The 14,192-nt window shown below is 65.1% G+C and carries 15 protein-coding genes; 13 read left to right on the forward strand and 2 right to left on the reverse strand.

What is annotated here, in order from left to right; genetic code table 11:
* Positions 1–350: 350 nt before the first annotated feature.
* Complete coding sequence (locus ACFO3A_RS05405; protein ID WP_377724657.1) at positions 351–860, forward strand: bacteriohemerythrin; 510 nt, start codon at positions 351–353, stop codon at positions 858–860.
* Positions 861–873: 13 nt separating this feature from the next.
* Here the strand turns inward: ACFO3A_RS05405 and ACFO3A_RS05410 are convergent, their stop codons facing one another.
* Both ACFO3A_RS05410 and hpaR read right to left on the reverse strand, forming a co-directional pair.
* Positions 874–1,572 (reverse strand): glutathione S-transferase N-terminal domain-containing protein, encoded by a 699-nt coding sequence (locus ACFO3A_RS05410; protein ID WP_377724659.1) that lies wholly within the window; start codon positions 1,570–1,572, stop codon positions 874–876.
* Positions 1,573–1,626: 54 nt separating this feature from the next.
* Positions 1,627–2,133, reverse strand: a complete 507-nt coding sequence (hpaR, locus tag ACFO3A_RS05415) for a homoprotocatechuate degradation operon regulator HpaR (RefSeq protein ID WP_377724661.1) — start codon at positions 2,131–2,133, stop codon at positions 1,627–1,629.
* 366 nt (positions 2,134–2,499) lie between these two features.
* Between hpaR and ACFO3A_RS05420 the strand changes: the two genes are divergently transcribed.
* The 12 genes from ACFO3A_RS05420 (at position 2,500) to ACFO3A_RS05475 (ending at position 14,072) form a co-directional block, all read left to right on the forward strand.
* A complete protein-coding gene (locus ACFO3A_RS05420) occupies positions 2,500–3,528 on the forward strand; it encodes a TRAP transporter substrate-binding protein (RefSeq protein ID WP_377724663.1) in 1,029 nt (342 codons plus the stop codon).
* Positions 3,529–3,560: 32 nt separating this feature from the next.
* The gene (locus ACFO3A_RS05425) at positions 3,561–4,103 is read left to right on the forward strand and encodes a TRAP transporter small permease (protein WP_377724665.1); all 543 of its coding nucleotides are present in this window, start codon (positions 3,561–3,563) and stop codon (positions 4,101–4,103) included.
* On the forward strand, positions 4,100–5,428 hold the full coding sequence (locus ACFO3A_RS05430; protein ID WP_377724667.1) for a TRAP transporter large permease: 1,329 nt from the start codon (positions 4,100–4,102) through the stop codon (positions 5,426–5,428). Before ACFO3A_RS05425 ends, ACFO3A_RS05430 begins: the two co-directional genes overlap by 4 nt.
* A gap of 17 nt (positions 5,429–5,445) precedes the next feature.
* Positions 5,446–6,087 (forward strand): fumarylacetoacetate hydrolase family protein, encoded by a 642-nt coding sequence (locus ACFO3A_RS05435; RefSeq protein ID WP_377724668.1) that lies wholly within the window; start codon positions 5,446–5,448, stop codon positions 6,085–6,087.
* On the forward strand, positions 6,084–6,845 hold the full coding sequence (locus ACFO3A_RS05440; RefSeq protein WP_377724670.1) for a fumarylacetoacetate hydrolase family protein: 762 nt from the start codon (positions 6,084–6,086) through the stop codon (positions 6,843–6,845). Before ACFO3A_RS05435 ends, ACFO3A_RS05440 begins: the two co-directional genes overlap by 4 nt.
* Positions 6,846–6,862: 17 nt before the next feature.
* Entirely contained in the window at positions 6,863–8,317 is a 1,455-nt protein-coding gene (gene hpaE / locus ACFO3A_RS05445; RefSeq protein WP_377724672.1) for a 5-carboxymethyl-2-hydroxymuconate semialdehyde dehydrogenase, read from the forward strand.
* Between the two features lie 34 nt (positions 8,318–8,351).
* The gene (gene hpaD, locus ACFO3A_RS05450) at positions 8,352–9,200 is read left to right on the forward strand and encodes a 3,4-dihydroxyphenylacetate 2,3-dioxygenase (RefSeq protein WP_377724673.1); all 849 of its coding nucleotides are present in this window, start codon (positions 8,352–8,354) and stop codon (positions 9,198–9,200) included.
* A 113-nt stretch (positions 9,201–9,313) separates the two neighbouring features.
* A complete protein-coding gene (locus tag ACFO3A_RS05455; protein WP_377724675.1) occupies positions 9,314–9,718 on the forward strand; it encodes a 5-carboxymethyl-2-hydroxymuconate Delta-isomerase in 405 nt (134 codons plus the stop codon).
* Positions 9,719–9,740: 22 nt separating this feature from the next.
* Positions 9,741–10,544: a 2-oxo-hept-4-ene-1,7-dioate hydratase gene (gene hpaH / locus ACFO3A_RS05460; protein ID WP_377724676.1), complete on the forward strand. Its 804-nt coding sequence runs from the start codon at positions 9,741–9,743 to the stop codon at positions 10,542–10,544.
* A gap of 11 nt (positions 10,545–10,555) precedes the next feature.
* Positions 10,556–11,362, forward strand: coding sequence for an aldolase/citrate lyase family protein (locus ACFO3A_RS05465; protein ID WP_377724678.1), 807 nt, complete (start codon positions 10,556–10,558; stop codon positions 11,360–11,362).
* Between the two features lie 40 nt (positions 11,363–11,402).
* Entirely contained in the window at positions 11,403–12,857 is a 1,455-nt protein-coding gene (locus ACFO3A_RS05470; protein WP_377724679.1) for an NAD-dependent succinate-semialdehyde dehydrogenase, read from the forward strand.
* Positions 12,858–12,869: 12 nt separating this feature from the next.
* A complete protein-coding gene (locus tag ACFO3A_RS05475) occupies positions 12,870–14,072 on the forward strand; it encodes an MFS transporter (protein ID WP_377724680.1) in 1,203 nt (400 codons plus the stop codon).
* Positions 14,073–14,192: the final 120 nt, after the last annotated feature.

Here is a 14,192-nt window from a genome sequence, read left to right on the forward strand (position 1 = left end):
TTTGGCGAAAGGAAGCCCAGGCGGCTCCCGATTACGGATGTCCGGTAGCTGTGGACAGACGCTTGTTTTGCCAGTAGCTGCCGGCGCAATGCACTATTGCTGAAATGGCCCCGCCGAGCTGTTTATTCCTGTACGCGGCACAGGGAGGGGCACGCCTTTTTGAGTTCCCCCGGATATTCCGGAGGGTATGGGCATGGAATTGCCAATCCCATGATTTTTTGAAGTATTGCCTCGCCGACACAGCTTGTAAGTAAAGGTGATTTGCGTCAGGCAATGCAAAGAAACTTTCTGTAGCTTATGTCGATAGGTATATTTGTTGGATTATTTATTACCGATATACAAAATTTTTTATGGATCGTATCGTCTGGTCTGCAGATCTGGATACCGGTATCAAGGAAATCGACCTCCAGCACCGCCGCATCGTCACTTATATCAACGTCTTGGGTACGCTGCGCACCTCGAAAAACCGGCAAAAACAGGCCGAGGCGATTGCCGATACGGCGCAGTACATCGAATCGCATTTTGCGTTTGAAGAAAGTTTGCTGGAACAGGTCGGTTACAGTTTTGCCGGACCGCACAAGAAAATTCACGAGCTGTTTACCCGGCGCATTACCACCATCCAGGAACGCTTTGCTGCGGGCGAGGATGTCGTCGGGGAGCTGCACAAGGGGCTCTCGCGCTGGCTGCTTGGTCATATCCGCACGGAGGACCGGGCTTATGCCGAAACGGTGAAAAAATATTTGCGGCGAACCCGCGCCCAGCAAACGGACGGCCTTCGCGTCAACGGCGACAGCCTGTTGCCCGAGCCGGAGCCGCAGGGGCAGAAACAAGGCTGGCTGGCGCGTTGGCTCGCCCGTTAACCGGTGCCTTGCCTTATCCCCGCGGCGGTATCTCCAGCCCCCGCTGTACCGCAGGCCGTGCGGTAAAAGTATCGAGCGAACGCGCGACATTCGGGAAGTCGCCCCAGCCGACCAGCTCCCCGGCATCGTAAAAACCGATCAGATTGCGCACCCAGGGGAAAACGGCCATGTCGGCAATGGTGTAGTCCTCGCCCACCATCCAGGGCCGATCGCTCAGGTGCCGGTCCAGCACGCCCAGCAGGCGTTTGGCTTCGTTCACGTAGCGGTCGCGCGGGCGTTTGTCCTCGAAATCCTTGCCGGCAAATTTATGGAAGAAGCCGAGCTGCCCGAACATCGGGCCGACGCCGCCCATCTGCCACATCAGCCATTGCAGGGTGGCATAGCGCTGCGCCGGGTCACGGGGCAGGAATTGGCCGGTTTTTTCCGCCAGATAGATCAGGATGGCGCCCGATTCAAACAACGCCAGCGGTTTTCCGCCCGGGCCGTGCGGGTCGAGGATGGCGGGGATTTTGTTGTTCGGATTCAGCGCCAGAAAGGCGGGATGAAACTGGTCGTTGTGCTCGAAACTGATGGTGTGCGCCTCGTAGGGCAGCGCCATTTCTTCCAGCGCAATCGACACTTTCACGCCGTTGGGCGTAGGCAGGGAATACAGCTGCAACACATCGGGGTTTCGGGCGGGCCATTCGGCGGTAATGGGGTGGTTCAACGGCATAGCAACAAACCTTGCAGTGAAAAGACGCTGTGATCGTACAAGGCCCATCGGTTTTCACATGGGCTTCGGCTTTTTCCGCACGGCGGGGGCGCGGGATTTTTTGCGTCCACCCAGCGGCACCTGCGCAACGGCCGGGCGCTGCCGGGAGAAGAAGCGGTCCATGGCGACGTACATGTCCGCAATCAAGTCCTTGCCATAGGCTTCTTCGATCCATTGGTATTGCTGGGCGATCAGCGGCGCGATTTCGGCAATCAGCTTTTCCGATTGCGCTGTCAGGCGTACCAACATGCGCCGCTGGTCTTCATCCATGCGGGTGCGCGTGACCAGGCCCAGGTCTTCCATGCGGGCCAATACCCCGGACATGCTCGGACTCAGGATCTGGCAAAGCTCGCAAATCTCGCGGGGCTCAAGCTGGTCGTGCTCGCTGATCGTGCGCAGGATGCGCCACTGCTGTTCGGTAATGCCGTAATGCGTCAGGATGGGGCGAAAGTGCCGCAGCAGCTCCTCACGCGCCTGTAAAAACAACTGCGGCAGGTTGCGGTAGGTGAATTGTTGGGTCATGTCTTTTTTTGTCCCTGGGCGAGTCGAGGGCACCGATTGTGAGTGGATGCCGCGCTCTTGTGGCGCGGTTCCGGCTCAACCCTATTACGCCGCAGCGTCTCCGATGGCTTTTCCCCGAAATGTTTTTCATAGTCCACCGCACACGGGCTGGAATGTATCGCCAACGCTGGGTGATTGAACTTGGCTTCCCTGGGATCAAGCAGTCGCTGCAACAAGGCACAAATGAGGCAGAAGCGGGATTTTTCCTAGGGATTTCCCGAGATTCCAGGGAAGCTCCATTGATTCACAAGCATATTAGTGATTTAATCATTTCACTAATATATTAATGATTGAAGCAGCCCCGCTTCCACAGCAAGGAGACACACCATGAATGCCCGCCAACTGTTCCTGATCGGCACCCTGTCCGCCGCAACCGCCCTGCCCGCTGTGGCGCAGGATGCCGTGACGCTAAAAATCGCGCACTTCCTGCCCTCGGTCGCGCCTGCGCAGCAGAAGGTGCTGCAACCCTGGTGCGAGGAACTGGGCAAGGCTTCCCATGGCCGCATCCAGTGCCAGTTCTTTCCGGCCATGCAGTTGGGCGGCACCCCTGCGCAGCTCGCCGATCAGGTGAAGAACGGCGTGGCCGACGTGGTCTGGACGGCACCGGGCTACTCCGCCGGACGTTTCCCGGCCATCGAGGCGTTCGAGCTGCCTTTCACCGTGCAGGACGCGACCTCCAGCTCCAGGGCACTGTGGCAGTACTACCAGCAGCACGCGCAGCAGGAGTTTTCGGCCTACAAGGTGCTGGCCTTCCATACCGACGGCGGCCAGGCCGTCCACACGTCCAGCAAGCCCGTGGCTGCGCTCAAGGACTTCGCCGGACTGAAGCTGCGTACTTCCACCCGCCTGGGCGCCAAGACCTTGCAGGCCCTGGGCGGTGCGCCTGTGGCCATGCCGCCCGCGCAGGTGACGGAAGCCATTGCCAAGGGCGTGGTCGATGGTTCCCTGGGTTCCTGGGAACTGGTGCTGCCGACCAAGCTGTCGGAAGTGACCAAGTTCCACCTGCAACCCGAAGCCGGGGCCGCCTACCCCACGGCCACCGTGCTGATGGTGCTGATGAACAAGCGCAAATACGACAGCCTGCCCGCCGACCTGAAGGCGCTGATCGACCAGACCACCGGCGAGACGATGGCTACACGCTTTGGCGAGGTGTTTGACGGCGAGGCCGCCGAGACGCGCAGGCGCGTTGCCGCCGAGGGCGGAAAGATCACCACGCTGACGGCTGCCGAGGTCGCCACCTTGCGCAAGGCCACGGCAACGGTGGATGCCGAATGGATCAAGCAGTCTGGTGAAAGAGGCTTGGACGGCAACAAGCTGCTGACCGCCGCCCGCGCCCTGGCCGGCACCAACGAATAAACCCCCGCAGAGAAGCAACAGAGGAGAGCGACATGAGTGATCCTATGGGCCAACAACCGCGCGGGCTGCACGCCTGCGAGCAGGTAGGGCATTACCTGATTCTGGCCGGCAAGGCCATGGCGATAACGGGCGGGTTGCTGTTCATCGTCCTGATCGCCATGTCGCTGGTGTCCATCGTCGGGCGCAAGCTGGGCTTCGGCTCGGTCAATGGCGACATCGAGCTGATGCAGGCAGGCACGGCGGTGGCCGCCGCCGCCTTCCTGCCGCACTGCACTCTCAAGGGCGAACACATCAAGGTGGAGTTCTTCACCGAAAACATGCGCTCCGGGATGCGCCGCCGCCTCGACGGCCTGGCCGAACTGCTGCTGGCCCTGGCCTGCGCAGCGCTGGTCTGGCGCACGGCCCTGGCGGTGCTGGAACTGCGCGAAACCCAGGAAACCACCATTTTGGTGGGCCTGCCGCTGTGGATTCCCGTGGCCCTGCTGCTGCCCAGTCTGGCGATGGTGGTGCTGTGCGCCCTCTATCGCACCTGCGTGTATTGGGCCGCGTCTGCGGTTGAAGGAGTGACGGCATGAGTGGCACGCTTATCGGCCTGATCGGCTTTGCCGTCCTGTTGGCTCTGTTGGTGTGGCGCGTCCACATCGCCATGGCCATGTTCATGACCGGGGCGGGGATTTACATCGTCACCAACCGGGGCGACCTGAGCGGTCTGCTCTACACCCTGAACAACCTCGTCTACGCCCGCGCGTCCAACTACGACTTGGCGGTGATTCCGCTGTTCATCCTGATGGGGCAGTTCGCCACCCACGGCGGCTTGTCCAAGGCGCTGTTCCGGGCGGCGGGTACGCTGGTCGGGCACTGGCGCGGCGGTATTGCCATGGCCTCGACGGCGGCCTGCGCGGCGTTTGCAGCCATCTGCGGCTCGTCGCTGGCGACGGCGGCCACCATGGGCCAGGTCGCCCTGCCGGAATTGCAGGAGCGCGGCTACTCGGGCCGCCTGGCCACCGGCACCCTGGCGGCGTCGGGCACGCTGGGCATTCTGATTCCGCCGTCGGTGCCGCTGGTCATCTACGCGGTGCTGACGCAGGAATCCATCGGCAAGCTGTTCGTCGCGGCGCTGGTGCCCGGCATCATCGCCGCCGTCGGCTACCTGCTGGTGATCGCCATCATCGTGCGGCGCGACCCGGCGTCCGGCCCGGCGGGCGACAAGGCCGGCCTGGGCGAAGTCATCCGGGCACAGATCAGCATCCTGCCGGTGCTGCTGGTGTTCGTCGTCGTCATCGTCGGCATCTATGGCGGCTGGGCCAACCCGACCGAGGCAGCCTCCATCGGCGCAGCGGCCTGCGGCATCCTGGCCCTGGTTTCGGGCGGGATGCGCACCAAGGGCTTCCTGGACAGCATCTACGGCACGGCCTGTGCCACCGGCATGATTTTCATGGTGCTGATCGGCGCCGACCTGCTCAACGCCAGCCTGGCGCTGTCGCAAATGCCGACCGAGCTGGCCACCTGGGTGCAGCAAAGCGGCATGGCCCCGATGCTGGTGCTGACCATCATCCTGATCACCTTCGTGCTGCTGGGCTGCGTGATGGATGCGCTGGCCATGATCCTGCTGACCATTCCGATCTTCTATCCCATGATCATGGGCCTGGACTTCTTCGGCCTGTCGCCCTCGGACAAATCCATCTGGTTCGGCATCCTGGCCCTGATGGTCGTGGAAATCGGGCTGGTGACCCCACCCACCGGCATGAACCTTTTCATCATCAACAAACAGGCCAAGGGCGTGCCGATGAAGGAAACCATCCTCGGCGTGGTGCCGTTCCTGGTGTCCGACTTCATCCGCATCGTGCTGCTGATTTTCTTCCCGGTGTTGTGCCTGGGCCTGCTGCACTACCTCGAATGACACGGAGAACCTGCCCCATGACCCCACCCACCATCTATGGCGTCGTCCTCAACGACGAGGCGTCGCTCCACACCGTCGGCCCGCTCGATGCGGCGCCCTACCAAGGTGCGCCCAAAGCGCCGGCCCTCTATATCAAGCCTGTCAACACCCACGCCGCCAGCGGCGCACAGGTTGCGCTGCCCCCAGGGGCGGACAGCGTCGAGGTGGGGGCCACCGTCGGCCTGGTGCTGGGCCGCACGGCCAGCCGCGTCAGCGCTGCCGATGCGCCGGACTGCGTGGCCGGGCTGGTGCTGGCCGCCGATCTGAGCCTGCCGCACGCCAGCTATTACCGCCCGGCCATCCGTGAGAAATGCTTCGACCAGTCCCTGGTGCTGTCCGGCGTGCAGCCGCTGGCGGACGTGGCCGGGCTGACCCTGGTCACGGAGATCGACGGTCAGCAGGTGGACAGCCGTCGTCTGAACGACCTGGTGCGCCCGCCCGCGCAGCTGCTGGCCGAGATCAGCGACTGGATGACGCTTTCCAGCGGCGACGTGCTGCTGGTCGGCGTGCGCTACCAGGCCCCGCAGGCCCGCGTGGGCAGCCGTGTGCGCGTGTGCTGCTCCGGTCTGGGGGCGATCGAATTTACCGTTACCGCAGACACCGCAGGAGGCCAGGCATGAAGCGCGGACGCATTTTCCACAACGGCGCCATCCACGAAGTCACGCCCGCAGACGCTGGCCGGGTACGCCTGCCCGATGGCCGCCTGCTGTTTGAAGCCGATTGCCACTGGCTCCCCCCGGTGCAGGTGGGCACGGTGTTCGCCCTGGGGCTGAACTACGCCGACCACGCCCGGGAGCTGGCCTTCCAGGCGCCCGAAGCGCCGCTGGTGTTCCTCAAAGGCCCGAACACCGTCGTCGGCCACCGCGCCCGCACGCGCCGCCCGGCAGACGCCACCTACATGCACTACGAGTGCGAGCTGGCGGTGGTCATCGGACAGACCTGCAAGCACGTCGCCAAGGCCGACGCCCTGGGCGTGGTGGCCGGCTACAGCGTGGCCAACGACTACGCCATCCGCGACTACCTGGAGAACTACTACCGCCCCAACCTGCGCGTGAAGAACCGCGACGGCTGCACGCCGCTGGGGCCGTGGCTGGTGGACGCCGTCGACGTGCCCGACCCGATGGCGCTGAAGCTGACCACCCGCATCAATGGCCGCACGACGCAGGAGGGCACGACGGCGGACATGGTGTTCGACATCGCCACGCTGATCGCCTACCTGTCCTCCTTCATGACGCTGAACCCCGGCGACGTGATTCTGACCGGCACGCCCGAGGGGCTGGCCGACACCCGGCCCGGCGACGTGGTGGAGACCGAGATCGAAGGCATTGGCTGCCTGGTGAACCACATCGTCGATGACGCCCGCTATTTCCAACCCTGATTCAGGAGTGCATCCCCATGATTGAACACATCATCAACGGCCGGAAAGTCGCCAGCGCCGAGGTGTTTGAAACCCTCAACCCGGCCACCGGCGCAGTGCTGGCCGAAGTCGCCAGCGGCGGCCAGGACGAGATCAACGCCGCCGTGGCCGCCGCCAAGGCCGCCTTCCCCGGCTGGGCCGCCACGCCCGTCAAGGAACGCGCCCGGCTGGTGCGCAAGCTGGGCGACCTGATTGCCGCCCACGTGCCCGAAATCGCCGACATGGAAACGGCGGACACCGGCCAGGTGACGAACCAGACCAAGCGCGTGCTGATTCCGCGTGCCGCCGACAACTTCTACTACTTTGCCGAGCATATCCAGCACATGCACGGCGAGACCTACGACAGCGACACCGGCCACCTGAACTACACCCTGTGGCAGCCCGTGGGCGTGTGCGCCCTGGTGTCGCCGTGGAACGTGCCCTTCATGACCAGCACCTGGAAGACCGCGCCCTGCCTGGCCTTCGGCAACACGGCGGTGCTGAAGATGTCGGAACTCTCGCCCCTGACCGCCAACCGCCTGGGCGAGCTGGCGCTGGAGGCGGGCATTCCCCCCGGCGTGTTCAACGTGGTGCATGGCTTTGGCAACACGGCGGGCGAGGCGCTGGTGTCGCACCCGGACGTGCGCTCCGTCTCGTTCACCGGCTCGACTGCCACCGGCAACCGCATCGTGCGGGCGGCGGGCCTGAAGAAGTTCAGCATGGAGCTGGGCGGCAAGTCGCCCTTCATCGTCTTTGCCGACGCGGATTACGAGCGGGCGCTGGATGCGGCCATCTTCATGATCTTCTCCAACAACGGCGAGCGCTGCACGGCGGGCAGCCGCATCCTGGTGCAGGCCAGCATCTACGAAAAATTCGTGGCCGACTACGTGGCGCGGGTGGCCAGGATCACCGTGGGCGATCCGACGGACGCGAACACCATCATCGGCCCGATGATTTCCAGGGGCCACCAGGCCAAGGTCAATTCCTACATCGAACTGGGCCAGCAGGAAGGCGCAAAACTGGTCTTCGGCGGCGGTACGCCGGTGGTGGACGACCGCTTCAAGAACGGCTTCTGGGTACAGCCCACGGTGTTTGCCGACGTGGACAACCGGATGCGCATCGCCCAGGAGGAAATCTTCGGCCCCGTGCCCGTCCTGATTCCCTTCAAGACCGAGGAGGACGCCATCCGCATCGCCAACGACACCGAGTACGGCCTGTCCTCCTACCTGTGGACGAACGACACGGGCCGCGCCCTGCGCCTGGCCAAGGCCATCGAATCGGGCATGACCTTCGTCAACAGCCAGAACGTGCGCGACCTGCGCCAGCCCTTCGGCGGCAGCAAGGCGTCCGGCACCGGGCGCGAGGGCAACCACTACAGCTACGAAGTGTTCTGCGAAGCCAAAAACATTGCCGTGTCCTACGGCAACCACCACATCCCGCGCTGGGGTGTTTGACAACCAAGGGCGTGACCGCCAAAGGAGACTGGAAATGGGACAACTCGCATTTGCCGCAAAAATCACCCACGTACCCTCGATGTACCTGTCCGAGATGGACGGGCCGCACAAGGGCTGCCGCCAAAGCGCCATCGACGGCCACAGGGAAATCAGCCGCCGTATGCGCGAGGCGGGCGTGCGCACCATCGTCGTGTTCGACACGCACTGGCTGGTCAATTCCGGCTACCACGTCAATTGCGCACCGCACTGGGAAGGGGTCTACACCTCCAACGAACTGCCGCACTTCATCAAGAACCTGCCTTACTCGTACGACGGCGTGCCCGCGCTGGGGCACGCCATTGCCCAACGTGCCACCGATGCCGGGGTGCGCACCCGGGCGCACGACAGCACCAGCCTGCAACCCGAATACGGCACCCTGGTGCCCATGCGCTACATGAACGAGGACAACCACTTCAAGGTGATTTCCGTCTCGGCCCTGTGCACGGTGCACGACCTGGAGGATTCCGTCACCCTGGGCCGCGCCGTGCGCGAGGCCATCGAGAAGGATTTCGACGGCCCGGTCGGCGTGCTGGCCAGCGGTTCGCTGTCGCACCGCTTTGCGCAGAACGGCGTGGCCGAGGAGTTCATGCACAAGGTCTGGACGCCGTTCCTGGAAAACGTCGATCACCAGGTCGTGGACATGTGGCAGCGCGGCCAGTGGAAAGAGTTTTGCGGGATGCTGCCCGAGTACGCCACCAAATGCCACGGCGAAGGAATGATGCACGACACCGCCATGCTGCTGGGCACCCTGGGCTGGGACGCCTACCAGGGCAAGGTGGAGGTGGTGACGCCCTACTTCGGCTCGTCCGGCACGGGACAGATCAACGCGGTTTTCCCCGTATGACGCAGCAATAAATATAGAAGCTGCTTCTGCTCTATATAAAAGGATTTCAAAGCATTTTCATTTTGAGATTCTTTGTCTAGCAGCGGAAGAAGCTATCAAAAGAAGAATTTCCCATGCCCCATCTGATCTATGAAATCACCGCCAACCTGGACGTGCCGGACACCGACATCCCCGGCCTGCTGCGCAAGTCCAACCAGTTGCTCATCGCCCAGGGGGGCGTGTTCCCCACCGGCGGCATCCGCTCGCGCGTGCATTGGCTGCGCGACTGGTGCGTGGCCGACGGCAGCCAGCCGACCGATGCCTTCGTCCACGCCACGCTGAAAGTCGGCGCGGGCCGTACCCAGGCACAACTGCAGCAAGCCTGCGACGCGCTGTTCGCCATGCTCGGTACGCACTTTGCCGCCGAGTTCGAACGCCGGGGACTGGCCCTGTCGATGGAGTTGAGCGAATTCAGCGAAGCCGGCACCTGGAAGAAGAACAACCTGCACGCCCGCTACAAAAAGGCCGCAGACGCCTGAAGAAGAAAGAAGCCTGACACCCATGCTCAGCCAAGACACCATCCAGGCAGCGGCGCTGCGTCTGCACCACGCCGAAAAAACACGCCAGCCGGTGCGCCAGATTTCGCTGGACCACCCGGACATCACCATCGACGACGCCTATGCCATCCAGCACGCCTGGGTGCAGCGCAAGCTGGCCGAGGGGCAGAAAGTCATCGGCCACAAGATCGGCCTGACCTCGCGTGCCATGCAGATGTCCTCGCAGATCGACGAGCCGGACTTCGGCACCCTGCTCGACGAAATGCGCTACCCCGACGCGGCGGAAATCCCCCACGAACGCTTCATCGACCCGATGGTCGAGGTCGAACTGGCCTTCATCCTGAAAGACCGGCTGGAGGGCGACACCGTGACCATCTTCGACGTGCTGTCGGCCACCGACTACGTGACGCCCGCACTGGAAATCATCGACGCCCGCTGCCACCGCATCGACCCCGAAACCCGGCGCCCGCGCAAGGTGATGGACACCATCTCGGACAACGCCGCCAACGTCGGCCTGGTGCTGGGTGGGCGGCCCGTCAAACCGCTGGAGCTGGACTTGCGCTGGGTGGCTGCACTGCTCTACCGCAACAGCACCATCGAGGAAACCGGCGTGGCCGCCGGGGTGCTGAACCACCCGGCCAACGGCATCGCCTGGCTGGCAAAAAAGTTCGCGCCGCACGGCATCGCGCTGGAGCCGGGGCAGATCATCCTGGCCGGTTCGTTCACCCGCCCGGTCAAGGCATCACGCGGCGACAGCTTTTTTGCCGACTACGGCCCGCTGGGCAACATCACCTGCCGGTTTGTTTAAGGAATGCCGCCATGCAGATGCCCCTGAACACCTTCAAAGACGCTCTGGCCCGGGGCGAGACGCAAATCGGCCTGTTCGTCGGCCTGGGCCACGGCTACGGCGCAGAGCTGCTGGGCAGCAGCGGCTTCGACTGGCTGCTCATCGACGGCGAACACGGCCCCAACGACCTGCGCTCCATCATCGCCCAGATGCAGGCCCTGGCCCCGCACCCCGAACGGCTGGTGGTGCGCACCGCCGACCACAACCCCGCCGTCATCAAGCAACTGCTGGACGGCGGAGCGCAAACGCTGATGGTGCCCATGGTCGAAAGCGCCGCGCAGGCCCAGGCCCTGGTGCGTGCCATGCGCTACGCGCCGCACGGCATCCGGGGCGTGGGCACGGCCATGGCCCGTGCCGCGCACTGGAACGGCGTGGCCGACTACTTCGCCCAGGCCGATGCCCAGATGTGCCTGATCGTGCAGATCGAATCCGTCGCCGGCGTGGCGCACCTGGACGCCATTGTGCAAGTGCCGGGCGTGGACGCGGTGTTCATCGGCCCGTCCGACCTGGCCGCCTCCATGGGCCACCTGGGCCAGCCCGGCCACCCGGAGGTCAAGGCGGCGGTGGCAGACGCCATTGCCCGCATCGCCGCCGCAGGCAAGGCCCCCGGCGTGTTCAGCGCCGACCCGGCCACCGCCGCGCACTACCAGCAGTTGGGCGCACGCTTCTTGCTGGTGGGCGTGGACACGCTGCTGCTGCGCAACGCCGCCGTGGCGCTGGCCGGCAGGTTCAAGCCGACCGAAACCGCCGCCCCGGCCCGAACGGGCGCGGCGTATTGAAGAACACGTTCTTATTCACCCCGAACACGGAAAGCCGACCATGCTGCAACTGCAAGACCCTTCCCTGCTGCGCCCGTCCTGCTACCTCGACGGTGCCTGGGTGGCCGCCGACGACGGCAGCACCATCGCCGTCACCAACCCGGCCACGGGCCAGACCATCGCCCAGGTACCGCGCTGCGGTGCGGCGGAAGCCGAACGCGCCATTGCCGCTGCCGAGCAGGCTCTGGCCCCCTGGCGCGACACCACCGCCGCCCAGCGCAGCCGCATCCTGCGTCGCTGGTTCGAACTGATGCTGGCGCACCAGGACGACCTGGCCGCCATCATGACCGCCGAGCAGGGCAAGCCCCTGGCCGAAGCCAGGGGCGAAATCGCCTACGCCGCGTCCTATATCGAATGGTTTGCCGAGGAGGCCAAACGCGCCTACGGCGAAGTCATCCCCTCGCCCGCCCAGGATCGGCAGATCGTCGTCACCCGGGAGTCCATCGGCGTCTGTGCCGCCATCACGCCGTGGAACTTCCCCAGTGCCATGATTACGCGCAAGGTGGCCCCGGCGCTGGCGGCGGGCTGCACCATCGTCGTCAAGCCCGCCGAGCAGACCCCGTTGTCCGCCCTGGCGCTGGCGGAACTGGCCGAACGCGCCGGGGTGCCTGCCGGGGTGCTGAACGTCATTACCGGGCAGGCCAGCGCCATCGGTGGCGTGATGACGGCCAGCCCGACGGTGCGCAAACTCAGCTTTACCGGCTCCACCCCCGTCGGCCAGTTGCTGATGCAGCAATGCGCGGGGACGGTGAAAAAGCTCTCGCTGGAGCTGGGCGGCAACGCGCCCTTCATCGTGTTTGACGATGCGGACGTGGACGCCGCCGTCGCCGGTGCCCTGGCCTCCAAGTACCGCAACGCCGGGCAGACCTGCGTGTGCAGCAACCGCTTTCTGGTGCAGGCCGGGGTGTACGACCGGTTCGCCCAGAAGCTGGCCGAGGCCGTGGCCTGCCTGCCCGTGGGCAACGGCATGGATGCCGGCGTGGCGCAAGGCCCGCTGATCGACCAGGCCGCCCTGCACAAGGTCGAGGCGCTGGTGCAGGACGCCCTGGCCCACGGCGCCCGGATCGCCACCGGCGGCGCCCGCCATGCCCTGGGCGGGACGTGGTACCAGCCCACGGTGCTGACCCACGTCACCGACGCCATGGCCGTGATGCGCGAGGAAATCTTCGGCCCCGTCGCCCCCTTGCAGCGCTTCGAGAGCGAGGCCGAGGCCGTGCGGCTGGCGAACGACACCCCCTTCGGGCTGGCCGCCTACTTCTTCACCCAAAGCCACGCCCGCGTCTGGCGCGTTGCACGCCAGCTGGAATACGGCATTGTCGGCATCAACACCGGGGCCATCTCGACCGAAGTGGCGCCCTTTGGCGGCGTGAAGCTCTCCGGCCTGGGCCGCGAAGGCTCGCGCCACGGGTTGGACGAGTACATGACGCTCAAGTACCTGGCCCTGGGCGGCCTGTAAACCGGTTGGCCCATGCACGCGCCCATCCCGGTTTTCCAATGGCGGCAGCTGGCGATTCCCGCTTTCGGGCCATCGCTGCTGTTCGGCCTGTGCGAAGGCATCATCCTGCCCATTCTGGCCTTGAGTGCCCGCCAGCTGGGGGCAAGCCTGGCGGTAGCCGGGCTGGTCGTCGCGCTGCTGGGCCTCGGCTCCCTGCTGGCCAACGTCCCCGCCGCCCGGCTGACGGTGCGCTTTGGCGAGCGCCGCGCCATGATCGGTGCCGCAGGCGTGGTCTTCATTGGCCTGCTGTTGTGCCTGCAGGCCAACAGCGTCTGGATGCTGGGCACCGGGGTCGTGCTGATCGGGCTGGCCCGTGCCGTTTTCATGCTGGCACGGCAGGCGTTTCTGGTGGAAGCCACCCCGGCACACTGGCGTGCCCGGGCCATGGCCATGCTGGGCGGGGTACACCGCATCGGCATGTTCGCCGGGCCGTTTCTGGGGGCGCTGTGCATACATGGCACGGGCAGCCTGGCAGGCGGTTACTGGGCCGCGCTGGTCGTGATGGCAGCCACCGGCGTGCTTGCGTGGAAGGTGCCGGAGCTGGCCCATCCGCCCTCGGCGGCCACAGGCCGGCCCGAGGCTGCACCGCCAACAGCCCTGCAGATGTTGCGCGGGCATCGGCAGGTTTTTCTCACGCTGGGTATCGCAACGGCGCTGGTGGCCGCCATCCGGGCGGCGCGTCAGGTCATCGTGCCCTTGTGGGCCGGCCATATCGGGCTGGATGCCGCAGCAGCGGCACTGATCTATGGCTGCATGGGTGCGGTGGACATGGCCTTGTTCTACCCCGCAGGCAAATGGATGGACCAGCGCGGGCGGCGGTTCGTCGCCCTGCCGAGCATGCTTGTCATGGGCGCCAGCCTGGTGTTGCTGCCCTTCGCCACCAGCTTTGGCGCCTTGCTGGCCGTGGGCGTGGCGCTGGGTATCGGCAACGGGATGGGCGCGGGCATCGTGCTGACCATCGGGGCAGATGCTTCCCCCCAGGCGGGTCGGACGCAATTTTTGGGCCTGTGGCGCCTGATTATCGATATGGGCAATGGCGGCGGGCCGCTGCTGGTGGCCGGATTGACCAGCCTGGCCACGTTGGCTGCCGGGATTGTCGGCATCGGCGGCCTGGGTTTTATCTCTGCATGGATGTTCTGGCGCTGGCTGCCGCGCCGACACCGCAACCGGGAGTGACGCAATGGACATGCTGACATGGTGGAATCCCGGCGCAGGCCTGGGCTTTGCGCTGGGCGTGCTGTGCGGCGCCGCCCTGGTGGCGTGGAGAGGGCGCTGGCGCGGCCGCAGCCGGGGCCT

This window comes from Comamonas nitrativorans (assembly GCF_042654765.1).
Lineage (GTDB): Bacteria > Pseudomonadota > Gammaproteobacteria > Burkholderiales > Burkholderiaceae_C > Comamonas > Comamonas nitrativorans.

Bases quoted from the DNA above. Each gene is read 5' to 3' on its own strand.
- ACFO3A_RS05405 (WP_377724657.1), top strand. From the start codon at position 351: ATGGATCGTATCGTCTGGTCTGCAGATCTGGATACCGGTATCAAGGAA.
- ACFO3A_RS05410 (WP_377724659.1), bottom strand. From the start codon at position 1,572: ATGCCGTTGAACCACCCCATTACCGCCGAATGGCCCGCCCGAAACCCC.
- hpaR (WP_377724661.1), bottom strand. From the start codon at position 2,133: ATGACCCAACAATTCACCTACCGCAACCTGCCGCAGTTGTTTTTACAG.
- ACFO3A_RS05420 (WP_377724663.1), top strand. From the start codon at position 2,500: ATGAATGCCCGCCAACTGTTCCTGATCGGCACCCTGTCCGCCGCAACC.
- ACFO3A_RS05425 (WP_377724665.1), top strand. From the start codon at position 3,561: ATGAGTGATCCTATGGGCCAACAACCGCGCGGGCTGCACGCCTGCGAG.
- ACFO3A_RS05430 (WP_377724667.1), top strand. From the start codon at position 4,100: ATGAGTGGCACGCTTATCGGCCTGATCGGCTTTGCCGTCCTGTTGGCT.
- ACFO3A_RS05435 (WP_377724668.1), top strand. From the start codon at position 5,446: ATGACCCCACCCACCATCTATGGCGTCGTCCTCAACGACGAGGCGTCG.
- ACFO3A_RS05440 (WP_377724670.1), top strand. From the start codon at position 6,084: ATGAAGCGCGGACGCATTTTCCACAACGGCGCCATCCACGAAGTCACG.
- hpaE (WP_377724672.1), top strand. From the start codon at position 6,863: ATGATTGAACACATCATCAACGGCCGGAAAGTCGCCAGCGCCGAGGTG.
- hpaD (WP_377724673.1), top strand. From the start codon at position 8,352: ATGGGACAACTCGCATTTGCCGCAAAAATCACCCACGTACCCTCGATG.
- ACFO3A_RS05455 (WP_377724675.1), top strand. From the start codon at position 9,314: ATGCCCCATCTGATCTATGAAATCACCGCCAACCTGGACGTGCCGGAC.
- hpaH (WP_377724676.1), top strand. From the start codon at position 9,741: ATGCTCAGCCAAGACACCATCCAGGCAGCGGCGCTGCGTCTGCACCAC.
- ACFO3A_RS05465 (WP_377724678.1), top strand. From the start codon at position 10,556: ATGCAGATGCCCCTGAACACCTTCAAAGACGCTCTGGCCCGGGGCGAG.
- ACFO3A_RS05470 (WP_377724679.1), top strand. From the start codon at position 11,403: ATGCTGCAACTGCAAGACCCTTCCCTGCTGCGCCCGTCCTGCTACCTC.
- ACFO3A_RS05475 (WP_377724680.1), top strand. From the start codon at position 12,870: ATGCACGCGCCCATCCCGGTTTTCCAATGGCGGCAGCTGGCGATTCCC.